The organism is Paenibacillus liaoningensis, assembly GCF_059609455.1.
In genome coordinates, this window is the sequence record NZ_JCAALU010000011.1 from 75157 (window position 1) to 101060 (window position 25904).

The following is a 25904-nucleotide window of genomic DNA, read 5'->3' on the forward strand; positions in this document are numbered from 1 at the left end:
CATGGGCTGTCTAATGCCATTGTATCACAATGGCCCCTTCGTATCTAAGCATGCTCAGCAGATACACAACTTAAGCCTGCTCCTTCTCAAAAGTAAACTTCTGAATCTCGCCCCGCAGCACATTCGCCATATGGCTCAGCGCTTCGGCCGAAGCTGAAATTTCCTCCATCGATGCCAGCTGCTCCTCGCAGACGGCCGCCACGCTTTGGGAGTTGTCCGATATGTTATTCGCAAGCACGACCAGTTGCTCCTCGGTTGCAAGCTGCTGCTCTGTCGAAGCGGCCAGTTGCTCCGCCGATGCCGATACTTCCTGCACTTGGCTGGTTACCGTACGAATAGCCGCATATACCTGCTCAAAAGCTTCGCCGGTCTGATTCATATAAGCAGTGCTGGACTCAACCTCTCCAGATCCCTTCTGCATGGAAACAACTGCGCCGTTCACCTTGTCCACGATAGCACGAACAGAAACCGCGATTTTATCGGATGCTTCGCCTGTCTGCTCAGCCAGCTTTTTCACCTCGCCTGCAACGACGGCAAAGCCTCTGCCGCCTTCCCCTGCCCGTGCCGCCTCGATGGAAGCATTCAGCGACAGCAGGTTTGTCTGATTGGCAATCTCGCGAATAAACTGTGTAATTCCCTCGATCGCCCGCGATTGCTCGCCAAGCTCGTAAATGACAGCAGCGGATTGATCAATCGTCAGGTGGAGCTGCTTCATTTGGCCAATCGTCTCGCCGAGCAGCGCACTGCCGCGTTCTGCCTGCTGCAAGGCAAGCTCGGACGATTCCGAAGTAACCGCAGCCGAATCGGCAATACGCTGAATGCTGATGGCGCTCTCTTCAATCGCCTGCTTATTCTCATTAATGCTGGTTGACTGCTGATCCGATGCTTCCGATACCTGCTGCACGGACTCTGCTATTTGGTTGGAAGCCATTACCGCCTGCTCCGCCCCGCCGGACAGCTCCTTCGATGCCGCTTCAACCTCCATCGCGTTATGATTGATGGTCAGCATCAGCTGCCGCAAATGATGCTTCATTTTATTAAAATCCAGAGCCATCGCCCCGATTTCATCCTTCTGGCGCAGCACAATATCCGCTCCCGTCAGGTCGCCATCTGCGATTTGCCGCGCTGCCTGGGCTACCTTCTGGACAGGACGGGCAATCATTTGTCCAATGAGCACCGCCAAGGCGATACCAAGGACCATGGCAACGACAATTGTCGTCATAATGATCGATTGCACTTCCCCTACTTCCTTCGTTAAGGCTGCTTGGCCTTCACTCAGCTCTGACTGTTGAAAATCCACCAGTTGATCCGCTGCCTCTATCAATTGCTCCGCAATGGGCGAGCCTTTCGTCTCTACCAGCGTTACGACCTCATCCATATTATCCTGTTCCTTGGCCGCAATCATTTCCTCTGATACCGTCTTGTATTCCGCCTCCAGCTGCTTGAGCTTCGCTGCCAGCTCTATCGAGACGGGATTTTCGATGGAGGCTTCCAATAACTTCATCGTTTCAGCAAACAGCACTCGATCTTCGTCATATTTATCTAATTGCATGGAGTTTCTAGTAATGATATAACCCCTTACACGATTGGATTGATCCGTTGAATGCTGCTTGAGCTCGTTGACCCACAATATTTTCTGCACATGATCACTCAGCAAATTCTGGTAAGCCTTATCCAGTGCCGTAAACTGAAACCAGCTAATCATTCCGACTGCCAAAGTAAGCAATAATACTGCTGCAAAACCTGTAATTAGCTTTTTTCGAATGTTCACAAGAAAGCGCTCCCCTTTATCATATGTATTAGTTCTCTATACCTATTAAACCACTTAATACATGCCGAAACACCTAAATTCAACAAAGTTCGACTTTTGGACACGAATTATACCCTTTCTTCTTGTTTCGAATTCAGTTAGAATGTTTCAATGTGCGTTAGAAGTCGGCGAATACGCATGAAACAAAGGAAATCGCAGGATTATTGGAGGCTTATATGCAAAAGGAATCATCGAACGTCAAAATTATGAATGCTGATCCGAGTGCCCTAGGCTTATTCGGACTAGCAATTGTCACCTTGGTTGCATCATCTCAAAAGCTTGGAATTACGACGGGCTACAGCTTCGTCATCCCATGGGCCATCTTCCTGGGCGCATTCGCCCAGTTATTCGCTTGCATTCAAGATTCCAAGCGGAACAATACATTTGGTACGACCGCTTTCGGCGCTTACGCCTTTTTCTGGTTCGCAGTCGCCACAAGCTGGATGTTTAAAATGGGTGTCTTCGGCACCGCACTCGCAGGCGATGTCGATGGCAAGCAGCTCGGCTTCGCATTCGCCGGGTATCTCGTATTTACGCTGTTTATGACGATTGGCGCGGTGGAAACGAATCGTGTGCTGCTGATCATTTTCTGCCTGATTGATCTATTGTTCCTAGGACTTACGCTCGATGCTTTCGGCGTTGCACCTGAAATTTTTCATACGCTGGCTGCCTACTCCGAGCTCGCGATTGGCATCGTATCGCTTTACGGCTGCGGCGCTTCCGTGCTGAACGCTCATTTCGGCCGAAGCTTCCTGCCGATTGGCAAGCCGTTCGGCATTTTCAAGCCGCGCGCTTAGCTGCGCTAAAGGTGAAACGGCTGTCGCCGTCCTTTGGCGGCTCGGCGCGTTTCAGTCCGAGAAATATAAGCGGAGTATAAGGGGGAATCTTATACTTTCTTATATTTTCATTAAACCGCCTTCCGCGCCGATTCGCGAGGGGCGGTTTTTTTGGTTTATTTTCAAAACGAATCAAACTTGGGTATAACTACGTATAAGCATTACAGCCTGCATTTGCGGGATTAGAATCTGGATGGTTGAGACTATGAATCTGTTAAGCAATAGATGGATTTTAACGATGAAAGGGGCAAATGATAATGGATAACTTGATTACAGGCCAGCCTTACCGCTTTAAGGATGAACAGGAGCAGCAGACAGCACCCGAGGATACGCCGAATGTCAATGAATGGACGTCCAAAATTGGCGATTCCACCAAACAAGAAAAGTATGTGAAGCAAGGCTTTCTGCGGAAAATTAAAAAGCATGCCAAAAAAATCCCATTTGCGAAGCATGCCGTCGCCATGTACTACTGCGCTATTGACGCCAATACGCCTACTTCGGCTAAAGTCATTGCCGTTGGCGCGCTCGCTTATATTTTGATGCCGATTGACTTGATCCCGGATTTCGTGCTCGGCATCGGCTACACCGATGATGCAGCAGCTTTCTGGGCGGCTTACCGCAGCATCAGCATGCATGTGACAGACGCGCATAGCGAGATGGCGGAGCAATGGTTTGCGAAATAAACGCAAACCGGACAATGGCGGCTTAGCCCGGGCGCTTGCCCTCGCTGCTGCCATTGGTGCAGGGGCTGGCGTGCTGCTCGGATTGTATATGCAGGCGGTTCAGCAGTTGACTGGAGAGACTGTCTATACGCTGCTGCTCAATGTCGATTATATTCCGCTGCTGAACGAGCTGGCGCTATCCGAGCTAGGGGAATTCGCCTTGCACTTGGTCGTATCTGCGCTCGTCGGCATCGGACTAGCTCTCTTCTTTAGGAGCGTTCGCTGGTCTGCGGTACGGCAAACCTATTTCGCTATGGCAATCAGCCTGCTGATTGGACTGGTGCTTTTTCCGACTACGCTTCTGGCGGATCGCACACCGTCCATCGGAAGCGGTGCTGCTTGGAGCTGGTGGCTCGTTGGCCATGCCGTTTATGGCTGGGTGCTGGGGGAGCTGCTGGGACTTCTCAAGCGTACACGCAGTTACTAGTACTAATACCAGTACCTAAAGTTGTCAATCTGTTTTCCGTACACATCAAAAATGCGGCCTCATGGGCCGCATTTCTTCGTTATTTTATAAGCACCCTGAATATAAAGACGCTACAATTTACAATTGCCTATGCCTACTTCATTTCTTTCAGTGCCCGCTCATTGTGCGAAAGCCCCGAACGATCAAAATCCACATCCTCAATAAACTCAATAACTTCGCCGTTTGGACTATAGACGAGCGCATTTCGGACGAGCAGCGGCGGTTCCCCAAGGGAAAGCTCACTCGGCTCGATATACGCCGTGGCACCGTGGGCAAGCGACTTCCGATAGATGACATCGACTTGCTCGACATAAAAGGCCAGATGCAGCAGCGCCCCATGAGCTATTTCCTCGTCAGAAGCTGCTTTTTTCCCTTGTGCTGGAATGACGGCCTCATTATCGAAAATTTCCAGACAAGTCCGTCCATCAGGCGAGATCAGCATCGAAGCTTCTTCAATCTGAAAGGATGGCAAGCTCCAATGATGCCCCACCTTAAAACCTAAAGCGAGCGTGTAAAAAGCAATCGTTTCTTGATAATTTTTAGCTTGAATTGCTACATGGGCAAGTCCTTTTATAGTCATCTGCCATCGCTCCCGTTTCGAATATGCCGTTTATTTTACGGGGAATATAGCAATAAATACATAGGATAGAAGAGGATTTTCGGGTAAAATGGTTTATGTATCGCAGTTAATTAAGCGAAATGAACTTATTTTTTAAAGTACAGCTTGGGGGGTGCTTATAATGGATCATCAACTTGATGAAATTGATAAAAAGATTATGCAGCTGCTTCAGCAAAATGCAAGAATGCCCATCTCACAGATCAGCAAACAAATCGCCATGTCTTCTCCTTCCGTTAAAGAAAGAATAATGAAGCTGGAAGAGAAAAATATTATCGCTTCGTACACAACCGTGTTTCGCTTGCAGGAGCTGGATCGCGGAATGACCACCTTTATTCTGGTGAAAACAGAGCAATGCCAAGAGCTGGTCGATTTTTGCCACAACGCTGGCGAAGTAACGGATTTATTTCGAATTAGCGGGGAATATAATTATTTAATTAAAATACAGACCGCCTCTATCGGAGAGGTTGCCGCATTTCAAGACACACTGGCCCAGCTTGGAGCATCCAAATCCCATATTAGTATGAAAAATATAATTGAGAACAGGGTTTTGCTCTAACGCTTGCTGTTGGCTGCTAGCTGCTGGCTGTTCGATGAGTATACTACATGCCTGTTTACGAAAAAAAGCCATCCCGCTAAGGATGGCTCGATTTGCGATTAAACGATGTTCAGTTCCACTTTAATGTTTCCTCTTGTTGCTCTCGAATACGGGCAAACCTGATGCGCTGCTTCAACAAGCTCCTTCGCCACATCCGCATCTACGCCGACTACGGAAATGTCCAGCTTCGCCTCCAAACCGTAGCCGCCATCGTCTTCTTTGCCGAGCGTGACATGCGCTGTAACCTGCGTCTTCTCAACCTTGATCTTTTTCATTCTAGCTACAACGTTCAACGCACTTTCAAAGCAAGCCGCATAGCCGCCAGCAAAAAGCTGCTCTGGATTCGTTGCGCCGCCTGGGCCGCCCAGCTCCTTAGGTGCGCGAATCGCTAATTCCAAAATGCCGTCCTCGGATTTAAGCTGACCGTCTCTTCCGCCTACTGCTGTTACTGTTGCTGTGTATAAATTTTGCATATCAATAGCCTCCGTTATTGTTTTGGTGTAGAAAGCTTAAGTTCTGGCGGTGCCGCCAATACGCCGCGGGCAAAGCCAGCAAATGCTGTGTAATGCGCCGATTCATTATGCTCGTCAATCGCCTGCTGATCCCGCCATTCCTCCAGCATGACAAAATGGCTCCGCTGCTCCGCATCCTCATACAGCTTGTAGCTTATATTGCCCGGCTCCTGCTGCGTCGCGGCGATCAGAATCTTCGCCTGCTCGATAAAAGCCTCACGTGCATCTGCTTGTACCTTCAAAAATGCTTGTACAATAATCATCTGCGCCTACCTCCATGCTGTGTGCTGCGACACCCTACTTTCTTATTACCCAAATTGCTAATTGCTATCCCAATAAATTGGAAATGCAAGTAGATATGAGATGGGCTCGCTAATAAATTGTATAAAATTTAATTTGATAAAACCAATATTAACGCATCGCTGTGCCGCTGTCAACTGCCTTAAACAAAAAATGCTGCAAGGAACACGATTGCTGGGCTTCAGCAGTTGGGCTTCAGCAGCTTGCACTTAGTTCGGACGCCCACTTCTTTTCAAGGACTGAGATTCCGCTATTTTGGCTTTTGAATCGATTTCGGGCCGTAAGCGGACAGGAAATCCGTTATTGCCCACATTATCTCTGAAAAATGGCCATTTGCAGCGAATTAGCGGCTCCTGAGTCCGCGACCTATGCCTTAACCCTTGATTCGGTTGAAATAGCTGCTGCTGTGTCCGCCAAGCCTAGCTTTCTTCGCTAGGAGCAGACCCATGAAGCAAAGCGCAGGAGGCTGGCTGCTTTTCAGTAAGTACGTTCACATATACGTATGTTCATATTCACAAATATTCACATCCATGAGTGGTGACATTCCCAGCAGGAGAGGAACTACGGTTGACGTGGGCATCGATCAGGATCTGGCTCACTTACGCTTACGATTACGCTTACGTTAGCATCCACGTCCTAGCAACAAAATCTCAAAACAAACGTTATACATATATAGGCAAACGAATAGGGAGGGTTTACACTGAATTTTTGGGAAAATACGCAGCTGCGCAGTAAAGCCGTTATTATTGCCGTCTTATTGGCGGCTACTATAGCAAGCCTCACTTTGGCGGATCACTTAAGGGCGGTAACAGGCCGCGAAATTTATTTATTTTTGGATTGGGATGTGTTTCTGGCGTGGGTTCCACTGGCGCTCTCCTTAATCATTGAGCTGGCAGCTTTTTATTTGAAAAAGAAGCATACAGCGTTGAAGACACTAATCATACTGCCTCTAGGACTGGTATGGCTGCTCTTCTACCCAAATTCCGCTTATTTGATTACGGACATGCTGCATCCCTTTATGCGGGTTCAGGCCGATGGGGGCGGGCATTTTGTGCAGACGATGGAATTTTGGAAGCATCTTTTTATTTTTCTGACAGCAGCTTCGGTTGGCGTGCTGCTAAGCGTCGTCTCGTTATATTCGCTGCATCAGCTTGTCAGGCAAGCCTTTGGCGCTGTTGCTGGCTGGCTGTTCACTGTTGGCATTTTGCTGCTCAGCAGCTTCGGCATCTATATCGGCCGGTTTGTCCGCTGGAACACTTGGGATGTATGGACAAGACCGCATGTCATATTCGGCCAGCTTTATGAGATTGTAACGAATGCGAAGGCAGAGGTGCTGCTTATCCCCTTCACGTCGTTGATCTTTGCTTTCACTTTATTTTTTTATGTGGTGCTTTATGCATTTACTTGGATGAGGCGGTAAAGAGCAATTATCCGCATGCCTAGCTGCCTATAACCCCCTGTCCGATTTGGGCTAGGGGGCTTCTTGTCCTCCCTTGAAAAAAGCAAGCAGCTCCGCAGTCATGCTCTGCACAGCATCCTCTTGGGGCATGCGGATAAAACGGCTGATCCGCTTCATTTCCGGCTCGAAAAATCGGATCAGCGCAAGCGTGGCCTGCTCGTCATTTTGCCGAACCAAGTCGAGCAGCCTCAGGAACTCATCATCTGACATAGCTGCTTTAGCGTCTTTTGCTTCCATTTATTCACCGCCTGCTGGCTCATGTTCAGCGCCTTGGCTACCTGCGCTTCCGTCTTGTCCTGCAAATACAGCTCACGAATAACCGTTCGGCCCAGCGGTGAGGGGAGCGCAGCAAGCAGCTGCTTCACAAGTATTTTCTGCTCCATCTGGTCGGAACCGCTATATGGCCGTACGGGATCATAGGTGAGCGAGCATTCATGCTTGCGCTGCTTTTTCGCCTGGTACTGGATGCGCCAGCCGATGCGGTAGAGTTCTTTTTTATAAAAATCAATAACCGTCCTCGCCTCATCCATCTGCTTAAGCCTCCTCTATCGCCATAATCATCTCATTTGTTAGGATAATTATAACAATTTTAGAGCTTTTTCAGCGGACATCTACCGGACAAATTGGGGACAGCAAACGGACCAACATGGATCATAAAAATAAGTACTACGAAAGTTAGAACTGTGGGAATGTTTAAATAAAGGTTATATTTACGCTAGAGAAGCCATTTGAAGGTTGATGAATAATTAGGTGGAATAAAAATTATGAAGCGTTTTGGGATATATTTTTTAGTTGTTAGCTTCAGTTATTTATGTGGAGTGTTTTCTTATAAAGCAGCTTATACTGTGCTTTCAATTTCTGAACGTAGCGAATATGATCTACTCTATACGGGAATCAACTTATTTTTTATTTTCTGTGTCGTTCCTGCTTATTTTTTAATCGTTCTCATCCTAAAGTCTGTGAATATCCAGTCTACTGCGGTTTACGCCTTATTATTGACCATTTTCGGGTTCATCCCCTCCATGCTCGTCCCTTTCATGGGCGGGTTCGGCTTTATTTTTCTAACGCCCGGCTACTATATTTCTGAGATGGCTATTCTGCTCTATGCCTTTTTCACGGGGACAGCCGTCTCCTTTTCCTTAGGAATAAAAATATTAAGGCATTACCCTACATTACTGAAATGAGTTGTGAACTTTCGCCATGAAAAAAATATTCGGTATATTTTTCCTATTATTAGGCCTCTGGGTCGCCGTCGCCTCGCTGAACCCGATTTATTTGTTGAATAGAGAAGGCAGAATAGCCAAGTCAATATCCAGGCAATATACAATTGATCAGCTCGATATGATCGGAAACCATGGTCAGTTGAATGGAAACGAGGTTGAAATTGTAACGAAGCCACGCGGAAATCGATACGAGCTGCAGGTGCTGCTGAACGATGCTCCTCTTATTGGGCCGATGAACGTTCCTGTCCATGAGAATGGAAAATTTTATGAGGGAGCTTGGATTGATGTGTTTCGCCTTCATAACAATGATGAGCGTGGACATAAGCAGGATCAAATAGCTATCGTACAAACGATGCCTGAGAAAAAATCATTCCATCTTGTCTATATCTCCCCCGACCAGCAAGTAACCGCTAGTTCGGTTGATATAGACAAGCATACAGATAATTATCTGGATATCACCCTGATCAAACGAAGCGGTTACTATGAAATGGGTTATAAATTAGCCGTCGTTCCCGTTACCGCTAACATTCTCGGATATGTGTTTCCTTGGTTTTTCGTCCTTATTGGCTGTATTCAAATGTTAATAGGCGTGATTTTACTGGTTAAAGCCCGTTCAGCCACTAAGCGCCAGCTTGCTACTGGTACTTCTTCGTCTCCTTGAAATACGCCAAATTGTTCACGATAAACAAAACTAACAGGATGAGGAACGGAAACAATTGAAAGCTGCTTAACGCGGAGTAGGCAAAGGTGACAAATACGAGCGCATACAGCGTATTGTTGATCATGTTGAAGGCGCGATATGACGCTTTATACACAATGAATTTCTCCGCCTCATCCAGCTTGTCCATATAGGCCTGCTTCGCTCCAAAAGGACGTCCGGTATCAAAAACCCGCTTCGGAAAATTGCGGTTAAACACTTTAAACAACAGCGATTGCAGCCGAATATGCGCCAGCACCAGCAATATCGAAATAATCAAAAGGGCGAGCACTGGCTTGCCGTGCAAGTCCTCAATGATCATCTGTGAAAGCAGCGTCATGCTTCCAACGATTGCCGTATACGTACCGAACGTGTTCAGCATCATGCTGGAGCTAAGCAGTTTCTCTCCCGCTTCCTTATCCTCCTCCTGGTTAAACTTCAGGCAGTACCTTACGCTCGCAGCCCAAGTTCCTACAGAAGCGACCAGAAACAGCATATGGATGATATCAAGGCGAAAAAGTCCCACCGATATCCCTTCGAAATTCAACTTCCCTGCATTCGACATGCCAAAATAACTAACTCCAAATCCTAATAGTCCACTAAGGACAAAAATAAGCACCCACTGCAGCTTCCGTGATTTCCCCTTGCTCATTGAAGTTCCTCCTCCTCATCATTCAATATGAAAATAAATTCCACAGGCTCCTTAAACAGCTTCGCCATCTTTAACGCTAGAACCACTGACGGGGAATAGTCGCCCCGTTCAATTAAGCTGATCGTTTGCCGAGAGACATCGATGGCTTCCGCCAGCTCCGTCTGGCTCATTCGAAAACGAGCCCGTAATTCGCGAACCCGATTATCGAGCTTCATACGGCCACCTCCATGCGTTTAATATACAGGATTCATGACATAATGTAAACTAAAGTTGTCAAAATAATAAATAAAACTTACACACCCTTCAACTTTTGAACATGCGGGCCTGCCTCCTCTCCAAAAAATGGTTGACGAATTCCCAAAACGAGGTATACTCATATATATCAAATAGATATATCGATTAGATACATTATAAACAAATTCAAATACCTGAATGGAAGTGAATCACGATGCTAGAAAACATAATATTGGGGCTGTTGATGGAGCAGCCAATGAGCGGCTATGACATGAAGAAGACGATTGACCATTCCGTCGGCATTTTCTATCGGGCGAGCTTTGGAAGCTTGTATCCCGCCTTAAAGCGTTTGGAGACTAAGCGCTGGGTTAGCGTATCGGCGGAGCTTGATCATAGCAAAAATAAAAAGCTCTACACACTGCTGCCAGAAGGCAAAGCGACCTTTCTCGCCTGGCTGGCGGAACCGATTCAGCTGTCGCGAAGCGAGCTGCTGCTCAAGGTTTTCTTTTTCGACTATTTGGATGAAGACACCCGCCAGCAGCGCCTTAGTGAATACCAGATGCGTTTAGGTCAGGAAATTGGCAGGCTGAAGGCCACCTCCGGCATTGTTGCTGGAGAGTTGAAGGAAGTTCCTAATCCGGAGAACTACTATTACCGAGTGTCCGTGCTGTCCTACGGACTCGACTATTTTCTAATGGAGCAGAAGTGGATTCAAGCGATTAAAGAGAGGAAGGATTTAAATGATGACCGCAACGAACACCAATCCCCTAAATAAACCCGCTTTTTCTGAAAAGAGACCTGTGCTCGCAATCCTTATTATCCAGCTGCTGCTGCTGTTTGCTGTCTCTGCTGCCGGAGCCTACGCCACCATTAAAGAACTGGCTTATACCGCACCTGTGCTGCTCTCTTTCATCCCTATTGCGCTTGCCTTGATCATCTACTTAACTTTGCGAAAAAAATGGGGCTTTGCCGGCTTTCGCCCGCTGTCTGCCATTCCGCAAGGCGGCTGGAAGTATTACCTTCCGCTCGTAGCTGTGCTGGTCGTAATTGGCACGAATGGGCTCAAGGCGCTTACACCGGGCGAAATTTATTTCTTCATCTTTTTCACCTTGCTTGTCGGCTTTGTAGAGGAGACGGTTTACCGCGGCCTTATTCTGAACATCCTGCTGCGCAAATCGGCTTCCACCGCGGTCATTGTGTCCAGCCTGCTGTTTGGTGTCACTCATATTTTGAACGCTTTATCGGGGCAAAATGCGGTAGATACGACGATTCAAATCGTTTACTCCTTGGCAGTCGGCCTTTCCCTTGCGTTATTAATGGTAAAAAATCGCAACATTGTGCCGCTGATTCTATTCCATTTTGTCCATAACCTGATTCAGTTTCTGGGCAACGATCGCAGCGCCATCGGTCCGGATCTGCTTATTATTGCAATCCTCGCGGCGCACTGCATATGGGTAGGCATGAGCCTCAGAAAAGGGAAAGCAGCAGCTTAACGCAACACCTTTTTGATATAGCTAGTTCTCTCCATGAGCTTGCAAAAATAAAGAGACTTCCGTAAGCAGCAGCTGCTTGAACAGAAGTCTCTTTATTGATTTGCATGCAACCGGACCGGTTGTGTTTCCGAGTCAGTCCGTAAGTTCCAACGGCTCATACTCACCGTCCAGTATGCGGTCGATGAACGCTCCCGGCTTTTTCCGCAGCTTCGCCCATGTCGCGTCCGGCAGCAGCATCAGCTCCTGATGCTCCACATCGTAGCTGGCGAATTTCTTATGTGCCGGCACCCAGACGAACATGCCCAGCGCCGAATAATTGTCCATATCAACAAGTAAATTAAGCAGCTTGAGCCCCCCATATTCCAGTTCCGAGACGTCCAATACTGAACCAAATTCAATATAGGATACCTGCTCACAATCCGGCATTTCAACCCGGCTGCTTGTCTCTCCTAGGTCGCGTATAATGGCGGCGGGAAGGCCTGCTTTTTTCAATTGAGCCGCTCGGTTATCGAAATCATGCAGCTCCTTCGGCTCGTATGAATAGATGAGTTCCATCACTTCTTTATGCTTATAGCGCTTCGCATCGGTGTAAGCCCGCTCTCCATAGCTGTCCTTAATCGCCGGATCAGCACCTGCCTCCAGCAAATAACGAACGATTGGCAAATGCCCGATGCCGGCAGCTGCTTGCAGCGGTGTTCCGCCATACGGGCGCACCATGTCCGGCTCATTAAAATTAACAGGCGCTCCTGCCTCTACCAGCATCTTGACCAAATCCAGACGCCCGCCCGCCGCACCGCGCAAAGCAAGGCCGCCATGCAAGGTGACATCAATGCCAAGTGCCAGCAGCACTTCTACCGCCTTAGCATTTCCCCAGCTGACAGCATGAGACAAGGCAGAGCTGCCCACATGAGACACCGCATTAATGTCCGCTCCCTGCTTAAGCAAAAACTCGAATACGGGGCGCTTGCCCTGTTTTGAAGCTGTAACGATAGCTGGATTGTTTGAATCATTCAAATCCATGCCTTCGGAAATCAGCGTTTTGATCGCTTCTATATTCCCGCTCTTGCTAGCTTGCATCATACGCTCGTCCCATTCTGTTCCCATTAAAATTCCCCCGCTTTCCCAAGCGTAAACGGCCGAAAGCCGTCCTCTGGCGGCAAAGCTACCGTTTCGCGATGAAATATAGAGAATGGATAAAAAAATCATATCCTTTCCTATATTTTAAAAAAATTCATTACTCCTCTCTCTATTTTACCCTTAAACGCTACTACAAGTGTATATGACGCTGCTGCCCTTTGGTGTTAATGACCGTTTTACACTGCCGAAACATCCGAAACAGAAAAATACCGTTTCTCCAGACTATCGCTAGAAGAAACGGTATTTTGCGCTGCTTATTGAATTCAGCATTTATTCCGCACCTGCCGTGCCGGATTTTTTCCGTTTGCCCGTCAGCTGGAATTGCTCGATTTCCTTGCATATTTCATGCTGCCAATCTACATCCTTGCTCATTGAAGCAAGCAGCGACATATTCGCCAAATAAGCGGCTTCGCTGACATAATTCACATTGAGCTGCTGGCATTGCTCCAGCTCTGCAGCTTCGCTTGGCGAAAGCGGTCTTTTTTTGCTTTGCAGCCACAGCTCCGCCATTCGCTGATGAAACGGGGTTACCACTTGCGACCACCACCCTATACGAGCCAGCGTACCCTTTTCAGCCGCAAAATATGCTTTGCACGTTTCTATCCTTCAGCCTTAACCCTCATGACGCGTACGCTGTCACCCGTTTTAATGCTGCCTTCGCATTCAACGGAACAGACAATTCCCCTGCGCTTGCGGGCGGCTGGAACGAATTTGCTGCGCAGCCCCGCTTGTCCGATCGCCTCCTCAACGATCTTGCCGGGGGCGATGCACGGCAGATTCTCACCTTCACAAATTAAGCCGGTACCATCCGGAAAAAGCAGCCTCGTCCCCACCGGAAGCTCCGTGAGCTTCTCGATGCCGCTGATAAGCAGGTTAGCCCCTAGCCACTGCGGCTTAATAAGCGGCAAACCCATATTTTCCGCAATAATCGCACACTCTTCTACCGACACAATGCTGATCTGCCTGCGATTTGCAATCATCGTGCCGCGAGAATAAATTTTTTGCCGAGAATCCGCTGGACGGAGCAGTCCATAATGACGGTCGCCCGGAATCCCGCCTAGCTGCACTTCAATGCTTGGCACTTCGCGGGTTACGAAGGTCCCCTTCTCCTCCGCTAGTAAAACCTGCTTTACCACAACCCCAGCACCCATATGCGCTCCCCCTTTTCACCAATTAGTATTTATATGTTTCGCTCGAATTCATCACCGTGTGGGTTCATTTGCAGGCCGGGCTTGTAAAGGAGCGGTTTCAACAGTATTTTTTGATCAAATAAATCATTATAAAGTTATTATATTTCATTTTTTCGCCCTTTTATTTCATCCATTTTGCGCCATTGTACTGCGCGGGGACGTTCTTTCTGCTAAACTAGCATTAGGTATAGCGCTTTCATTCCACTTGCTTTCCGGAATTTCCAGCTATTGACTCAGCGGTCATTCGATCGTATTATCGTTGATAAACCGCAGAAGTGTTGACGGCATCATTATTTGCATAAGATGGGGAGGAAGCGTACTTGCGTGTAGATTTTCATTTTTGCTTGAAAAATAAACCTGATTCGTTTACCCGTCTGCAGCCGCTGACGCCACTCTTCGGGAAAGGAGATTAACATGACGAACGCCGTTTCTTCCGTATGGGAAATCAGCTATTATGAGCTGACCATTCGCCTGCTGCTCGCAGTCGTGCTTGGCGGGCTTGTCGGCCTGGAGCGCGAATTCGGGGGCCATTCCGCAGGCTTCCGTACGCATATTCTCGTATCTCTAGGCTCTTCTACCGTCGTATTGCTATCCATGTACGGATTCGCTGCATTCGCGAACGAGCCTCGTGTTAGTCTCGATCCGGCAAGGCTCGCGGCGCAGGTCATCAGCGGCATCGGCTTCCTGGGAGCCGGCACCATTCTCCGCAAGGGCAATGGCATTTCGGGCCTGACAACGGCAGCTTCTTTGTGGGTTGTAGCAGCCATCGGTCTATCGGTTGGAGCTGGATTTTATGTTGCAGCAGCTATCTCTACTACATTGGCGGTGATATCTTTGTTTGTGTTCAACAAACTGGAAAAAACATTTTCACGGGCAAAACGCATTCATGAAATTAGATTTAAGCTGGCGAAGCACTCTTCCGGCTTGCAGGACATAGTCGCCACCTTCCATGAGCACGGCATGAAAATTCATAAGCTGACCATACTGGATGATGACGATGACTCCTCCGAGCAAATGGGCGGTTCGAAGACGATGAATGTTATTATTCAGGTGAAATTCAAAGGAACAAGCCTTTTCAGCGATCTAACGCTCGTCATGGCCTCCATGGATGGCGTTCGGGGCATGGAAATTAGCGGTGAACCGCTTTAATTATAGTTGGCAAGCCCGTTATAAACCAAGCTTAAGCTAAATTTCTTTACAATTATGATCATTAACCAAAAAGAAGCAATTCCGAGTATTAACCTCTCGGGATTGCTTCTTCTTTTATTGCGTCCTCATCATTTTAATGACAGTGATCATTGACAGCATGATAACGGGAATGAGAACAGCTACAGCCTTATTAGCACCATCCAACAGTAACCAAGTACTAATACCTAACAATAGGAATAAAACTGCTAAAATCCAATAACCCGTATGTGTTATCTTACTTTTTGACTTTTTCCTTATTATGAATGTGATCAAAAGAAATATAACAACATAAAAGAAGAGGAACCCATAAATTAGAATATTGCCCAATATCATATATCACGCAACTTTCTAGTTAGACGTAGATTCAAAGTAAGGGACCGGGAGCGCCCTTAGCTCTCGAGATTCGCGGATATGGCTGATGCCCTCCTGGCACATGCCGTACGGCTGCCATGGGCAGTCCGAGCATAGGCGGTTAATATCGTCAGGCACAATGCGGCTTGCGACTGACTCGCACACATCGGACCATTTTGCCACACTGCCTATCGTTAAACCAACTTCCTTCAAAATGGCTTGGTCCTTCTGGTAGACGCTCGTATTCTGGCAATGGGACGGCTTATCCGTCGGGAACGCCTTGCAAATATCGTCAGGCCCGTCAATAATTTCGATGACCGTATCCGGCTGCTGACGCAGCTGCTCATAAACGGCTGTCATATTGACGCAGAAGCCCTCCGAGTAGCCCTTGCCTCGATAACCGAGCAGACAAAATAAATGATGGCCCCGCAAACGAATGTTCATGACACTTCCTCCCGCTTCTCGCTTTCACTGTTAACCAAATTATATCACGAAGGTTAACATACTTGCGAGCAACAAGCGGCGAGTGTACAGGACGTACTAGGTGAAGCGGTATTCAAAAATTTGTCCGCTGGGGCGAAACCCAATATTGCGATACGCTTTATTTGCGGCAGGATTTTGCACTTCCGCATACAGCATCGGCTCTAGCCCCCCTGCCACAATAATGGCGCTCACCTCTGCAACCAATGCACTGGCAAATCCGTGATTTCTCGCATCCGGCTCCGTATAAACCGCATTAATTCTAGCATGCCTTGCCGTCCGATGGGCTATCGCTGCCATGGATACAAGCTTCTCCGCCTCCACCCACACATATAATTCACCCGATTCTACCATTTCCGCAGCAGCCGGAATTTGGCTAGCTACCTCCACCTGCTGGCCGTATGCCTCCTGTGTGAACGCAGCGATGAAGCCAGCCACCGTCTTAATATCTTCCGCTCTCGCTTTCCTTATGGCCCCCGCGATGCCTGAAGGCTGCCGTACAACTGGGCACCGATAAGCCTCCAGCTTTATATGCAGACGCTGGCTCTGCCCTGTTAACGGCGGATACACTCTGGCGAAAAGTCCGGCCAGCTCTGGGCTGCCCGATATCCCCGTCACCTCGATGCCTTCTCTATACAGCTGCCCCGCCAGATTTCGAGCCATTTTCTCACGAACCGCGTCCGGCAGCCCGGGCGCCATCCACAGCCAGCCGCTATTGCCGGGTGTTTTTGCAAAAATCAACGTATCATCCGCCGTCTTCCAGCAGAGCTTCGTCTCCGAATCACAAACTCGGTAAATGATATTATAGGCGACTTCATCGGCGAGGAATGAAGCCTGCTCCAGCACCGTATCATCGCCTTCAAACCTTTCCAGCATCAGCCTCTTCTCCTCTTTATAAAATCACTTTATTGCTTCGTTTTTGCCAGCAAATCAATCAATTCTGGCAGCCAACCATCTATGTGCTTAAATGCAAATCCTGCCGATTCCGCCTTGCTTGTATCCATATACCATGAAGCCGGCACTCCAAATGGCGACTGATGTTGTTCGGATGCTTTTTCAACAATTTTTGCACGTTTACCCACATTTATTTCAATAAGCGACATGATTTGATTCAAGCCGACTTTTCCTTGAGAGCAAGCATTAATCGGCCCTATAAGCTCAGATTTACCAAGCCAATCAAGGAATTCAGCCGCTTCATTTGAGTGAATGAACGAAAGCTTCGCTGCGGGAGCAGGCATGCCAATCGCTATTTCTTTTTGCACATGTTCAATATGGAAGTGCAGCCGGCGGGTGTAATCATCCGGCCCGAGGACGATCGGAAAGCGAACCGCTGCTACCGGAAACGGCGCCTCTTGCATAAAAACCGCCTCAACTAGCCGTTTTCCGTCGGCATAACTGAGGGAGGAGAATGTATCTGGCTCGGGCAACTCGCAAGTATAAGGATCAAAAACCTGCTCCGTGAGCGGTTCCTCACCGAATGGATATACGCTCATCGAAGAAGTGACGATATATTTGCTCGTGCGACCACTAAATAGGTGAACGGCCTCCCGCGCTTCCTTAGGCGAGAAGCAAATATTGTCGTAGATGACGTCGAAGCTTGACCCGCCAACAGCTTCAGCTAATGCGGCCGCGTCAGTTCGGTCGACACATATGCGTTTTACCATGTCGCCAAAAGGGTCAGGCTTAATGCCGCGAGTAACGATCGTCACTTCCGCCTGCTGATCAATAAGCCGCTGCACAAGCTTTTTTCCGAAAAACTGCGTTCCTCCCAGAATCAATACCTTCACCATCCGTACCTCCACGCTTTGAATTTTTGTATAGTTCCTGTATTGTAACATTATCGCAAATGCTACAGTTAGAAATATAAGGAAATTCTAATTCATTCGCTTTATTCAGGAGGTTACGATGAAAACGCTGCTTGTAGTCGACGACGATCCCCATATTCGCACGCTGCTGAGGCACTTTATGACGAAAGAAGGTTATCGCGTCGTTGAGGCAAAAGAGGGAGAGGATGCTTTGCATAAGCTAAAGGAGCATTCGGTAGATCTTGCGATACTAGATGTCATGATGCCGCGGATGGATGGACTAGAGCTGTGCGGGTACATTCGGACGAATTATGATATTCCTATTATTTTGCTGACGGCGCGGGAACAGCTGACCGATAAGGAGCAGGGTTATTTGCGCGGCACTGACGATTATGTCACCAAGCCGTTTGAACCAGAGGAGCTGCTGTTTCGCATCAAGGCGCTGTTTCGCCGTTATTCCATTTCCTCCAGTGACAAAATCCAGCTCGGCCGCCTCACCATTGACCGTAGAAACTACGAGATTGCCGATGGCGATGCGATGCTGCTGCTGCCGCTTAAGGAGTTTGAGCTGCTGGCGCAGCTTGCCGAATACCCAGGACGGCTGTTTTCCCGCGAGGAGCTTATACGGCTCGTATGGGCGGCGGATTATGAAGGGGATGAACGGACGGTGGATGTGCATATAAAACGGCTGCGGCAGCGTTTTGCCGCTCATGATCAAGATTTTCGCATTACGACCGTGCGGGGCATCGGTTATAAGATCGAGGCGGCAGCGCCATGAAGTCGCTATACTCCAGAGTATTTCTAGTGGCAATGGCGGCGATTATTGGCAGCAGCCTGCTCGGGTTTCTGGTCTCCAATCTTTATTATCATAACAAGCTCAAGCCCTATAACGATGCCAAGCTGACGAGCATCGCCCTGCAAATGCAGCAGTTCGCTGAAGCCCAGCCGGAGCTGGCCACCGCTTACTTTGCCAATGCAGCCGAGCTCGGCTATGAGATATTGCTGGCGGACGGTCAGGAAGAGGAGCTTTTTTTCGGGCGTGCCTTTCGTGAAAAAGAGCTGGCGGATGACGTGCTGAGCAGCGTACTTGCCGGCGGGCAATACCACGGCATCGCAGAGTTTCCCAATCAGCCTTTCATTACGGGCTTTTTCGATAACACGCTCAGCAATACGGTTGGCGTTCCGCTGCAATTGGACGGCAAGCAGTACGCCCTGTTCATACGCCCGGATGTCATTTTGCAATTTGGCGAGCTGCGCAGCTTCTTCGCGATGATCGGACTGCTGACCGTCGCCTTCAGCCTGCTCTGCTTCCTGCTCAGCACCCGCTATTTGGTCAAGCCCGTCACGAGGCTGACGGAAGCAACGAAGCGAATTGCCCAAGGACACTATGCCTTGTCCCTAAATACGAATCGGCGGGATGAAATCGGGCAGCTCGCCGCCCATTTTACAACCATGAGCCAGGAGTTGGAGCGGGTAGAGCAAGCGCGGCAGGAGTTCGTCGCCAACGTCTCGCACGAAATCCAGTCGCCGCTTACCTCCATACAAGGCTTTGCCCAAGCTTTGGCGGAGAAGGATGTGCCAGCTGGGGAACGCACCCATTACGCCGCTATCATTGGCGAGGAAAGCCGCCGCCTTGCGGCACTCACCAAGGAGCTGCTGCTGCTCTCCTCGCTGGACCAGGCAGCGGATGTGCTTCAGCGCAAGCCCTTCATTCTGCGTACTCAGCTGCGACAGGTTGCGCAAGTGATGGAGTGGCAGCTGACGGAGAAGGAGCTTGCGCTCAAGATCGCTGTCCCCAGCTCTCTCATGCTCGATGGCGATGAAATGCTGCTTAATCAGGTGTGGATGAATCTGCTGTCCAATGCTGTAAAATACACGCCGGCAGGAAGGGCGATTGAGATTGAAGCCAAGCTTGAGCGAGGATGCTGTGTCATTCGGGTCACCGACACGGGAGATGGCATCAGCAAGGAGCAGCTGCCGTTTTTGTTCGATCGCTTCTACCGCGCCGATCGGGCCAGAGAACGAGGGATCGGTGGAGACTCTGGCCCACACGACCGTCCAGATGACTCGGTCGACTCGGGCGGCTCTGGGCTAGGGCTCGCCATTACCCAAAAGATCGTCCACCTGCATAACGGGACGATTGAGGCTGCAAGCGAGCCCGGTCTAGGCACGACCTTCACCGTGACACTTCCCCAACCCTAACTTATCGTTTTATGGTTATCCTCATTTGTAATTTGCCGTTCATACGCCGTTCATTTTCACTTTCTACACTTGTGGCATCACAAGTAGGAGGGATGAGAATGTATTTGGCTCTTAGAGAAATGCGTTTTGCCAAAACCCGTTATTTGCTCATTATGGCGATTATGCTGCTCGTTTCCTTTCTGGTCCTGTTCGTAACCGGACTTGCGGGCGGGCTCGCTTATGCGAATGCCTCTGCGGTTGAAAATATGCCTGCTACCCATTTCCTTATGCAGCAGGACGCGAGCCAGCGCTTCGCCCGCTCCATCGTTGGGGAGAAGGAGCTTAACACCGCCCGTTCGGTCGTTGGCGACGTGAATGCCCAGCGGCTTGGCGTGCAGATGACGACGGTAACCGGCGGAACAGACGGGATGAAAACAGACATTACGTTATTTGGTGTGGACATGGGCAGCTGGCTCGCTCCGACGGTCGTCTCCGGCTCAGCCGTCACAAACACGGGAGCCGGGGAAGTTGTCGTAGACCGCAAGCTGGCGGAGGAAGGCATTACCGTCGGCAGCTTGCTGCATGACCAAACGACGGGACTCACGTGGACTGTTAGCGGCTTTACGGAAAATCAGTCGTTCAGCCATACGCCTGCCGTATTTATGAACCTGCGCGACTGGCAGCAGCTGAAGCAGCAAATGGCAGGCCGGGCTGCGGCTGATCCCTCATTTGCCGCTCCCTTCAACGCCATCGCCATTCAAGCAACGGATGCAGAAGCGGAGCTGCTTTCACAGCAGCTTGAAGGTACGGAAATGATTACGAATAAACAAGCGGTAGCCAGCATTCCCGGCTACAAGGAAGAGCAAGGCTCGCTAATGATGATGATCGGCTTCCTGTTCGTCATTTCCGCTTTCGTGCTTGCCGTCTTCTTCTACGTCATTACCATTCAGAAGACAGGCCAATTCGGCATCCTTAAAGCAATTGGCACCAAAACCATCTATTTAGCCCGCAGCGTTGTGGCTCAAGCACTTGTCCTCGCTGTCGCAAGCTTAGCCGTAAGCTGCATGCTGGTCGCGGTCATGCAGGCGGCGCTGCCTGCTTCCATGCCATTTCAGCTATCGCCAGTGACAATCGGCTATACTTGCCTGCTGTTTATCGCCATGTCGCTGCTTGGCTCGCTTGTTTCAGTCCTTCAAGTGACGCGAACCGATGCGCTTGATGCGATAGGGAGGGCTGCAGGATGACAACGACAAAGCTTATGCTGAATGAAATTACACGGGTTTATCATGATGGCGATACCGAGCTGACCGTGCTGGATAAGCTATCGCTTGAAGTAAAGGCGGGAGAGCTCGTCGCGGTTATGGGGCCTTCCGGCTCAGGCAAAAGCACCTTTCTATCCATCGCAGGGGCGCTTCTGACGCCGACAAGCGGCGAGGTGCTCATCGACGGCGAATCGCTTGCCGGCAAAAACGGGCAGCAGCTCAGCAAGCTGCGGCTGCATAACATCGGTTTTATTTTTCAAAGCGCTAATTTGCTTCCATATTTGAAGGTGGAGGAGCAGCTTATGCTCGTCGCCAAGCTGGCTGATAGGGATAAACGAGGGGCTCAGGTACGATCAGCGATACTGCTGGAGCGTCTGGGATTGCTGCATCGGCGGTCAGCCTATCCGAATCAGCTCTCTGGCGGAGAAAAACAGCGTGTTGCCATTGCGCGTGCCTGGATGAATGACCCGGCTATTTTATTTGCCGATGAGCCGACGGCGAGCCTGGATGCGAGCCGTGGACAAGATGTTGTGGCGATGCTCGCCCGTGAGGTGAAAACACATGGAAAAGCCGCCGTTATGGTTACCCATGATGAGCGTGTACTGCATTTATGTGACCGCATTTTACATTTGAAAAATGGCGTATTAGTCACCGCTTAAGCTGTGGCATAATGACCATATGACCGCTGTATGAGCTGGATTTAAGCCCACAGCCCTAACCGCCCTGCCCAAGAACAGCCCCTCCGGCGGACGGCTGCTCCTATCCTTTTTGGTATAATTTTCTTATAGCTGTGCTTCGTACCGAAAGGATGATAAGATGATCGCCAAGATTGGAGATATTTATGTTGTATATGAAGAGCGGCTTCAGCAATATGCCGCCTGTCAGGTTATTAGGATAAAAGAGCAAGCTTCGAGCCGTCACAAAGTTTTGGCCGCCGTCCTGGAACTGGATTGGCACAGCGACCAGCTGCCGACTGAGGACGAGCTTCAGCATATAAAGCCACTCGTATGCAATTATTATTTTTGGAACGACCGCTGGGATTACAGCTTTGTGGACGCCAATGTGCCCAAGCATTATCGCTTGGTCGGCAATATTCCTCCGCTTATTGAAGCGGAATGCAATAGCTATGCCAGCTGGAGGACGGGAGGCAGCTTATATCGCCAGCTCCAGTGGGAGGCGATTCCAGCTGAGCTTCGCGCCCGTTTTAAAGCAGCAGTGGGCTCCGACGAACAGGTGGACATTGCCGGATTTCCGGCAAAGCTGTCAACAAGCACGATACGCCAAGGAGCGCTGGAGCAGCTGGAGGATTGGTCGGAGCTGCATAAGCTGCCCTGCTTAACTGCGATTCATACCTCGCACCCGTATAAGCCGGAACTGATCGACTATTTGCGAGACACACCGTTTATAACTGAGCTGAGCTTGGACGATCCCCGCGCTACAGAGCTGGATTTCACAGGCACGAGCTTAAACCGCCTTATTTTAAAGGCTGATGATGTAGAATCGCTAACGCTTCCTAAAGGGCTGAGCCAGCTTTCCTTGGTCGGCACCGTTTCCGAGAAGCTGCGTATTTACGCGGAGCATGATGGCAAGGAGCTTCTGCTCATGGTGGATAAACAAGCGACAAGCCATTACGGACTGAGCCAGTTAGGGGCACTGAATATTCGCGGAGTGGCGGACATCGATTTGGCCGAGCTCGCCGGGCAGTTTCCTCATTTGCACGAGCTGCGGATTTGGGGAGCGCCAGGGTACGCTGCCAACATGGGCAAAATCGTCAAGCTAATAGGCCTCCATACCTTTACAACCTATGATTTGTTTGGCTTCACCGGCGAGGAGTTTCCGCTGCCAGATACGCTGCCGCAGCTCAGCATGCTATGGCTGGACAGCCTTCCGGCTGATGCCGCCAAGACGATCAAAGCCCGCTACAAAAAAGCGGCCGCAAGCGGCCTTGATCTATCCGTCACCAAGCCCCGCAAGCCGGAATGGATGGCCGAAAATTTGACCAATCCGTTCCGCGACTGGGATGGGCGCGAGCATATTACGAGCACCAACGCCAAAAAAGCGATGAATCTCTATAAAAAAATGCTTGGCGAGCTCGGGGCATTGGAAAAACAAGCCGCCTCCGGCATGAATGCCGCGGAAGTACACGCTGCTCTGGCGGCGCTCGTGACGGATTTTACAGCTACGCTCAATAAAATGGACAGCCGCAGCGGCTTCATTGAGACGATTGAGCGCGAGGAAATTTACGAGGTGCTGCACGATCTGTTGAAAAATACGAAGCTGAACCTCGCCGAATCCGGCATCAAGGTGGATTTGGACAAGCTGATCGACATTTTTGACGCTGAGCGGGATTTTTAAATCGCAGATCCAGCGTATGCTGGACACGAAAAACCGCCTGCCTCCGGAATTTCGGGAGCAGACGGTTTTTCGTTATTCGCAGTTTCAGAGCCTGTATTCAGCATATTTCTAGTCGCTGTTGAGTTATTTATTCATCATCGCCTATATCGCCCGCATAGACCGAAGCCGCTCGTCTGCCTACCCGCGATTTGGCGGATACGCGCTTCTCGGCCTGTTTTTTCGTGCGCCTATTCACCGATTCCTCTTTACGTGCCATATGAGCGAGCTCCTTCTCCATTTTCTTGAAGTTGGCGAAGCGGCGCTGCTCCAGCGTTCCATCCGCAATCGCCTGCTTGACCGCACAGCCCTCCTCCCGCTCATGACGGCAATCTTGAAAACGGCAGCTGGCAGCCAGCTCTCCAATATCGGAAAAGGTAGTATCCATCCCCTCATCCGACTCCCATAATTGCAGCTCCCGCATACCTGGCGTGTCAACGATAATCGCGCCGCTCGGCGTCACAAACATTTCGCGGTGCGTCGTCGTATGACGTCCTCTGGCGTCGCTTTCGCGAATGTCCTGGACGCGCTGCTTCTCTGCATCTGCCAGCCAGTTAAGCAGCGTTGATTTGCCAACACCGGATGAGCCGGTTATCGCAATCGTCTGCCCGGGGAGCAAGTACTCGGATAGCGCCTCCCGCCCCTGATTTTCAAAAGCACTCACGGCATGGACGGGAACGCCGGGAGCTACCCCCTCCACCAGTGCAGCATAATGATCCGGGTCATCGCAAAGATCGGCCTTGGTCAACAGCACAACCGGCCTCGCCCCGCTTTCCCAGACAGCGAGCAAGTAACGCTCTATTTTCCGCAAATTAAAATCCTGATTCAAGGCGTTCGTTATAAAAACATAATCCAGATTGGCGCTGATCACCTGCACATCGACCCGCTGTCCCGCCTCCTTGCGCACCATCGCTGAGCGGCGAGGCAGCAGCGCATGAATAACGGCCCTCGCTTCACCGGGAAGCGGCTGCACCAGCACCCAATCGCCTACCGCTGGAAAATCACCGCGATTGACCGCTTCAAACTCGAACTTTCCGGTGACAACGGCCGCCTGCTCGCCTGCCTCCGTCACAATTCGGTACTGATGCGAAAACTGCGCTACTACACGCGCCGCCACCAGCGGTACACCTCCTGCTCCTGCTCCTGCTCCTGCTCCTGCTCTTGCACGCTGCAGCTCCGCTTCCCAATGCTCATTCCAGCCATAGGCTTGCAGCAGCGTTTTTTGTTTCTGTGTATCCGGTTGTTGCTTGATTTCTTGATTTTCTGGTTTCAATGTCAAATCGTATTCCTCCGTTTGTCGAATGATTATTTATTTAGGTACAACAAAAAAAGACCACAGCATGATCCTGCGGTCTTTTTCTCGCACAGCGATGCTGGGGAGCAGCATCCGTATGCACAAGCGCAAAGGGCTGTCTGTCTCCACCTTTCGGCGGCCAGAGCCCCTTTCGCATGAAAAAAAGTCCGCAAGACACCAACCTGGTCTCCTGCGGACACAAAAAAGCTTCAAAAGCAGCCCTGCTGCGCCTTGCCCAGCATAAGCCTAATGCTCTATCCGTCTTCTTAGCTTAAGTCCGTAGAGACCGACGCCATAACAACCAATCCTCTGCTCATTGTGCTCATATAACATCAGCCTCCTTCTTCAAATTAGTTCCAGTATAGACTTGGATGACCAGCCAGTCAAGCCGGGCAGCTGCCTTTTTATTGCTACTTTAATTAGAGACGTAGTAGAATAAAGCTTAAAAACGTGCCTTAGGCACGAAGGAGAATGGGAATGGACGAGACGACAACTGGGAAACTAAAAGTATACATGGCGGGCTTTGAGGTGTTCCGCACCGATGCTGTGGAGCTGGGCAAGCAAATGAAGGAGCTGTGCGAAGCATACGGCTTTGAAGGCATTTTCCCACTGGATAAAGATATTAAGCCTTCACCGACAAAATGGGAGACGGCGCAGGCGATATTCGCTGGCAACGTCAAGCTTGTGCAGAAGGCCGATGTCATCATCGCCAACTTGAACCCTTTTCGCGGGCATGAGCCGGATTCCGGCACTGTATTTGAGTGCGGGCTTGGCTACGCGATGAATAAGAAGCTGTACGGCTTCGTCAGCGATAAGCGCACACAGGCAGAGAAGCTGCTGCCGGGCATCAATTCGCAAACCGGACTGTATCAGGATGGCATGCAGGTAGAAAACTTCGAGCTGCCAACCAACCTCATGCTGTCCGTCCCGCTTACGATTGTTGAAGGCGGGCTTGAGGATGCGTTGAAGCAGGCACGTCAGGACCTTTTGTAAATCAAACGGCTCAG

The 25904-nt window shown here is 49.8% G+C and carries 31 protein-coding genes; 16 read left to right on the plus strand and 15 right to left on the minus strand.

The window, feature by feature from the left end; genetic code table 11:
• Positions 1-70: 70 nt before the first annotated feature.
• Entirely contained in the window at positions 71-1771 is a 1701-nt protein-coding gene (locus AC6B99_RS17730) for a methyl-accepting chemotaxis protein (RefSeq protein WP_496663898.1), read from the minus strand.
• A gap of 215 nt (positions 1772-1986) precedes the next feature.
• On the opposite strand from AC6B99_RS17730, the gene AC6B99_RS17735 reads away from it, so the two are divergent.
• From AC6B99_RS17735 to AC6B99_RS17745, 3 genes are all read left to right on the plus strand, one after another.
• Complete coding sequence (locus tag AC6B99_RS17735; RefSeq protein ID WP_056036441.1) at positions 1987-2607, plus strand: acetate uptake transporter; 621 nt, start codon at positions 1987-1989, stop codon at positions 2605-2607.
• A 296-nt stretch (positions 2608-2903) separates the two neighbouring features.
• Entirely contained in the window at positions 2904-3329 is a 426-nt protein-coding gene (locus AC6B99_RS17740; RefSeq protein WP_081418841.1) for a YkvA family protein, read from the plus strand.
• Entirely contained in the window at positions 3319-3795 is a 477-nt protein-coding gene (locus AC6B99_RS17745; RefSeq protein WP_496663899.1) for a hypothetical protein, read from the plus strand. Before AC6B99_RS17740 ends, AC6B99_RS17745 begins: the two co-directional genes overlap by 11 nt.
• Before the next feature lie 133 nt (positions 3796-3928).
• Here the strand turns inward: AC6B99_RS17745 and AC6B99_RS17750 are convergent, their stop codons facing one another.
• Positions 3929-4414 (minus strand): VOC family protein, encoded by a 486-nt coding sequence (locus AC6B99_RS17750; RefSeq protein ID WP_496663900.1) that lies wholly within the window; start codon positions 4412-4414, stop codon positions 3929-3931.
• 160 nt (positions 4415-4574) lie between these two features.
• On the opposite strand from AC6B99_RS17750, the gene AC6B99_RS17755 reads away from it, so the two are divergent.
• The gene (locus AC6B99_RS17755) at positions 4575-5009 is read left to right on the plus strand and encodes an Lrp/AsnC family transcriptional regulator (protein WP_056036439.1); all 435 of its coding nucleotides are present in this window, start codon (positions 4575-4577) and stop codon (positions 5007-5009) included.
• Between the two features lie 98 nt (positions 5010-5107).
• Here AC6B99_RS17755 and AC6B99_RS17760 read toward each other — a convergent pair whose 3' ends face one another.
• Positions 5108-5521 carry an organic hydroperoxide resistance protein gene (locus AC6B99_RS17760; RefSeq protein ID WP_099518023.1) on the minus strand — a complete coding sequence of 138 codons (414 nt, stop codon included), beginning with the start codon at positions 5519-5521 and terminating at the stop codon, positions 5108-5110.
• 14 nt (positions 5522-5535) lie between these two features.
• Positions 5536-5823, minus strand: a complete 288-nt coding sequence (locus AC6B99_RS17765) for a putative quinol monooxygenase (RefSeq protein WP_056036435.1) — start codon at positions 5821-5823, stop codon at positions 5536-5538.
• Between the two features lie 821 nt (positions 5824-6644).
• Here AC6B99_RS17765 and AC6B99_RS17770 point away from each other — a divergent pair.
• Positions 6645-7280, plus strand: a complete 636-nt coding sequence (locus AC6B99_RS17770) for a DUF1361 domain-containing protein (protein WP_056036433.1) — start codon at positions 6645-6647, stop codon at positions 7278-7280.
• 51 nt (positions 7281-7331) lie between these two features.
• Here the strand turns inward: AC6B99_RS17770 and AC6B99_RS17775 are convergent, their stop codons facing one another.
• Together AC6B99_RS17775 and AC6B99_RS17780 are read right to left on the minus strand one after the other, a co-directional pair.
• Positions 7332-7556 (minus strand): hypothetical protein, encoded by a 225-nt coding sequence (locus AC6B99_RS17775; RefSeq protein WP_496663901.1) that lies wholly within the window; start codon positions 7554-7556, stop codon positions 7332-7334.
• Entirely contained in the window at positions 7508-7849 is a 342-nt protein-coding gene (locus AC6B99_RS17780) for a sigma-70 RNA polymerase sigma factor region 4 domain-containing protein (RefSeq protein ID WP_056036428.1), read from the minus strand. Before AC6B99_RS17780 ends, AC6B99_RS17775 begins: the two co-directional genes overlap by 49 nt.
• 234 nt (positions 7850-8083) lie before the next feature.
• On the opposite strand from AC6B99_RS17780, the gene AC6B99_RS17785 reads away from it, so the two are divergent.
• A complete protein-coding gene (locus AC6B99_RS17785; RefSeq protein WP_496663902.1) occupies positions 8084-8503 on the plus strand; it encodes a hypothetical protein in 420 nt (139 codons plus the stop codon).
• 16 nt (positions 8504-8519) lie between these two features.
• On the plus strand, positions 8520-9203 hold the full coding sequence (locus AC6B99_RS17790; protein ID WP_056036424.1) for a hypothetical protein: 684 nt from the start codon (positions 8520-8522) through the stop codon (positions 9201-9203).
• On the opposite strand, the gene AC6B99_RS17795 is transcribed toward AC6B99_RS17790, so the two are convergent.
• Both AC6B99_RS17795 and AC6B99_RS17800 read right to left on the minus strand, forming a co-directional pair.
• Positions 9178-9891, minus strand: coding sequence for a DUF3169 family protein (locus tag AC6B99_RS17795; RefSeq protein ID WP_056036422.1), 714 nt, complete (start codon positions 9889-9891; stop codon positions 9178-9180). The two genes, AC6B99_RS17790 and AC6B99_RS17795, sit on opposite strands and share 26 nt — an antisense overlap.
• Positions 9888-10106, minus strand: coding sequence for a helix-turn-helix transcriptional regulator (locus AC6B99_RS17800; protein ID WP_056036420.1), 219 nt, complete (start codon positions 10104-10106; stop codon positions 9888-9890). Before AC6B99_RS17800 ends, AC6B99_RS17795 begins: the two co-directional genes overlap by 4 nt.
• A 233-nt stretch (positions 10107-10339) precedes the next feature.
• On the opposite strand from AC6B99_RS17800, the gene AC6B99_RS17805 reads away from it, so the two are divergent.
• Together AC6B99_RS17805 and AC6B99_RS17810 are read left to right on the plus strand one after the other, a co-directional pair.
• Positions 10340-10900 carry a helix-turn-helix transcriptional regulator gene (locus AC6B99_RS17805; protein ID WP_494880895.1) on the plus strand — a complete coding sequence of 187 codons (561 nt, stop codon included), beginning with the start codon at positions 10340-10342 and terminating at the stop codon, positions 10898-10900.
• Positions 10866-11618 (plus strand): CPBP family glutamic-type intramembrane protease, encoded by a 753-nt coding sequence (locus tag AC6B99_RS17810; RefSeq protein WP_494880893.1) that lies wholly within the window; start codon positions 10866-10868, stop codon positions 11616-11618. The genes AC6B99_RS17805 and AC6B99_RS17810 overlap by 35 nt, the downstream gene beginning before the upstream one ends.
• 132 nt (positions 11619-11750) lie before the next feature.
• Here the strand turns inward: AC6B99_RS17810 and AC6B99_RS17815 are convergent, their stop codons facing one another.
• From AC6B99_RS17815 to AC6B99_RS17825, 3 genes are all read right to left on the minus strand, one after another.
• Positions 11751-12722 carry an ankyrin repeat domain-containing protein gene (locus AC6B99_RS17815; RefSeq protein ID WP_496663903.1) on the minus strand — a complete coding sequence of 324 codons (972 nt, stop codon included), beginning with the start codon at positions 12720-12722 and terminating at the stop codon, positions 11751-11753.
• 303 nt (positions 12723-13025) lie between these two features.
• A complete protein-coding gene (locus AC6B99_RS17820; protein ID WP_235533177.1) occupies positions 13026-13289 on the minus strand; it encodes a DUF7667 family protein in 264 nt (87 codons plus the stop codon).
• A 65-nt stretch (positions 13290-13354) separates the two neighbouring features.
• On the minus strand, positions 13355-13906 hold the full coding sequence (locus AC6B99_RS17825) for an MOSC domain-containing protein (protein WP_496663904.1): 552 nt from the start codon (positions 13904-13906) through the stop codon (positions 13355-13357).
• 453 nt (positions 13907-14359) lie between these two features.
• Between AC6B99_RS17825 and AC6B99_RS17830 the strand changes: the two genes are divergently transcribed.
• Positions 14360-15094, plus strand: coding sequence for an MgtC/SapB family protein (locus AC6B99_RS17830; protein ID WP_056036414.1), 735 nt, complete (start codon positions 14360-14362; stop codon positions 15092-15094).
• Between the two features lie 387 nt (positions 15095-15481).
• Here AC6B99_RS17830 and AC6B99_RS17835 read toward each other — a convergent pair whose 3' ends face one another.
• The 3 genes from AC6B99_RS17835 to AC6B99_RS17845 form a co-directional block, all read right to left on the minus strand.
• On the minus strand, positions 15482-15928 hold the full coding sequence (locus tag AC6B99_RS17835) for a DUF1284 domain-containing protein (protein ID WP_056036412.1): 447 nt from the start codon (positions 15926-15928) through the stop codon (positions 15482-15484).
• A 96-nt stretch (positions 15929-16024) separates the two neighbouring features.
• Entirely contained in the window at positions 16025-16840 is an 816-nt protein-coding gene (locus AC6B99_RS17840) for a GNAT family N-acetyltransferase (RefSeq protein WP_056036410.1), read from the minus strand.
• A gap of 29 nt (positions 16841-16869) precedes the next feature.
• On the minus strand, positions 16870-17754 hold the full coding sequence (locus AC6B99_RS17845; RefSeq protein ID WP_494880886.1) for an NAD-dependent epimerase/dehydratase family protein: 885 nt from the start codon (positions 17752-17754) through the stop codon (positions 16870-16872).
• 115 nt (positions 17755-17869) lie between these two features.
• On the opposite strand from AC6B99_RS17845, the gene AC6B99_RS17850 reads away from it, so the two are divergent.
• From AC6B99_RS17850 to AC6B99_RS17870, 5 genes are all read left to right on the plus strand, one after another.
• The gene (locus AC6B99_RS17850) at positions 17870-18547 is read left to right on the plus strand and encodes a response regulator (protein ID WP_494861268.1); all 678 of its coding nucleotides are present in this window, start codon (positions 17870-17872) and stop codon (positions 18545-18547) included.
• Positions 18544-19971, plus strand: a complete 1428-nt coding sequence (locus AC6B99_RS17855) for an ATP-binding protein (RefSeq protein ID WP_494861270.1) — start codon at positions 18544-18546, stop codon at positions 19969-19971. Before AC6B99_RS17850 ends, AC6B99_RS17855 begins: the two co-directional genes overlap by 4 nt.
• A gap of 98 nt (positions 19972-20069) precedes the next feature.
• Positions 20070-21194, plus strand: a complete 1125-nt coding sequence (locus AC6B99_RS17860; RefSeq protein WP_494861272.1) for an FtsX-like permease family protein — start codon at positions 20070-20072, stop codon at positions 21192-21194.
• Positions 21191-21871: an ABC transporter ATP-binding protein gene (locus AC6B99_RS17865; RefSeq protein WP_056036399.1), complete on the plus strand. Its 681-nt coding sequence runs from the start codon at positions 21191-21193 to the stop codon at positions 21869-21871. Before AC6B99_RS17860 ends, AC6B99_RS17865 begins: the two co-directional genes overlap by 4 nt.
• 157 nt (positions 21872-22028) lie before the next feature.
• Complete coding sequence (locus AC6B99_RS17870) at positions 22029-23567, plus strand: hypothetical protein (protein WP_496663905.1); 1539 nt, start codon at positions 22029-22031, stop codon at positions 23565-23567.
• Between the two features lie 127 nt (positions 23568-23694).
• On the opposite strand, the gene rsgA is transcribed toward AC6B99_RS17870, so the two are convergent.
• On the minus strand, positions 23695-24876 hold the full coding sequence (gene rsgA, locus AC6B99_RS17875; RefSeq protein WP_496663973.1) for a ribosome small subunit-dependent GTPase A: 1182 nt from the start codon (positions 24874-24876) through the stop codon (positions 23695-23697).
• Positions 24877-25374: 498 nt separating this feature from the next.
• On the opposite strand from rsgA, the gene AC6B99_RS17880 reads away from it, so the two are divergent.
• Complete coding sequence (locus AC6B99_RS17880; protein ID WP_056036396.1) at positions 25375-25890, plus strand: nucleoside 2-deoxyribosyltransferase; 516 nt, start codon at positions 25375-25377, stop codon at positions 25888-25890.
• Positions 25891-25904: the final 14 nt, after the last annotated feature.

Bases quoted from the DNA above. Each gene is read 5' to 3' on its own strand.
- AC6B99_RS17800 (WP_056036420.1), bottom strand. From the start codon at position 10,106: ATGAAGCTCGATAATCGGGTTCGCGAATTACGGGCTCGTTTTCGAATG.
- AC6B99_RS17755 (WP_056036439.1), top strand. From the start codon at position 4,575: ATGGATCATCAACTTGATGAAATTGATAAAAAGATTATGCAGCTGCTT.
- AC6B99_RS17830 (WP_056036414.1), top strand. From the start codon at position 14,360: ATGACGAACGCCGTTTCTTCCGTATGGGAAATCAGCTATTATGAGCTG.
- AC6B99_RS17835 (WP_056036412.1), bottom strand. From the start codon at position 15,928: ATGAACATTCGTTTGCGGGGCCATCATTTATTTTGTCTGCTCGGTTAT.
- AC6B99_RS17825 (WP_496663904.1), bottom strand. From the start codon at position 13,906: ATGGGTGCTGGGGTTGTGGTAAAGCAGGTTTTACTAGCGGAGGAGAAG.
- AC6B99_RS17765 (WP_056036435.1), bottom strand. From the start codon at position 5,823: ATGATTATTGTACAAGCATTTTTGAAGGTACAAGCAGATGCACGTGAG.
- AC6B99_RS17850 (WP_494861268.1), top strand. From the start codon at position 17,870: ATGAAAACGCTGCTTGTAGTCGACGACGATCCCCATATTCGCACGCTG.
- AC6B99_RS17780 (WP_056036428.1), bottom strand. From the start codon at position 7,849: ATGGATGAGGCGAGGACGGTTATTGATTTTTATAAAAAAGAACTCTAC.
- AC6B99_RS17865 (WP_056036399.1), top strand. From the start codon at position 21,191: ATGACAACGACAAAGCTTATGCTGAATGAAATTACACGGGTTTATCAT.
- AC6B99_RS17735 (WP_056036441.1), top strand. From the start codon at position 1,987: ATGCAAAAGGAATCATCGAACGTCAAAATTATGAATGCTGATCCGAGT.
- AC6B99_RS17855 (WP_494861270.1), top strand. From the start codon at position 18,544: ATGAAGTCGCTATACTCCAGAGTATTTCTAGTGGCAATGGCGGCGATT.
- AC6B99_RS17790 (WP_056036424.1), top strand. From the start codon at position 8,520: ATGAAAAAAATATTCGGTATATTTTTCCTATTATTAGGCCTCTGGGTC.
- AC6B99_RS17795 (WP_056036422.1), bottom strand. From the start codon at position 9,891: ATGAGCAAGGGGAAATCACGGAAGCTGCAGTGGGTGCTTATTTTTGTC.
- AC6B99_RS17845 (WP_494880886.1), bottom strand. From the start codon at position 17,754: ATGGTGAAGGTATTGATTCTGGGAGGAACGCAGTTTTTCGGAAAAAAG.
- AC6B99_RS17740 (WP_081418841.1), top strand. From the start codon at position 2,904: ATGGATAACTTGATTACAGGCCAGCCTTACCGCTTTAAGGATGAACAG.
- AC6B99_RS17750 (WP_496663900.1), bottom strand. From the start codon at position 4,414: ATGACTATAAAAGGACTTGCCCATGTAGCAATTCAAGCTAAAAATTAT.
- AC6B99_RS17760 (WP_099518023.1), bottom strand. From the start codon at position 5,521: ATGCAAAATTTATACACAGCAACAGTAACAGCAGTAGGCGGAAGAGAC.
- AC6B99_RS17880 (WP_056036396.1), top strand. From the start codon at position 25,375: ATGGACGAGACGACAACTGGGAAACTAAAAGTATACATGGCGGGCTTT.
- AC6B99_RS17815 (WP_496663903.1), bottom strand. From the start codon at position 12,722: ATGGGAACAGAATGGGACGAGCGTATGATGCAAGCTAGCAAGAGCGGG.
- AC6B99_RS17870 (WP_496663905.1), top strand. From the start codon at position 22,029: ATGATCGCCAAGATTGGAGATATTTATGTTGTATATGAAGAGCGGCTT.
- AC6B99_RS17805 (WP_494880895.1), top strand. From the start codon at position 10,340: ATGCTAGAAAACATAATATTGGGGCTGTTGATGGAGCAGCCAATGAGC.
- AC6B99_RS17860 (WP_494861272.1), top strand. From the start codon at position 20,070: ATGTATTTGGCTCTTAGAGAAATGCGTTTTGCCAAAACCCGTTATTTG.
- AC6B99_RS17775 (WP_496663901.1), bottom strand. From the start codon at position 7,556: ATGGAAGCAAAAGACGCTAAAGCAGCTATGTCAGATGATGAGTTCCTG.
- AC6B99_RS17785 (WP_496663902.1), top strand. From the start codon at position 8,084: ATGAAGCGTTTTGGGATATATTTTTTAGTTGTTAGCTTCAGTTATTTA.
- AC6B99_RS17810 (WP_494880893.1), top strand. From the start codon at position 10,866: ATGATGACCGCAACGAACACCAATCCCCTAAATAAACCCGCTTTTTCT.
- AC6B99_RS17840 (WP_056036410.1), bottom strand. From the start codon at position 16,840: ATGCTGGAAAGGTTTGAAGGCGATGATACGGTGCTGGAGCAGGCTTCA.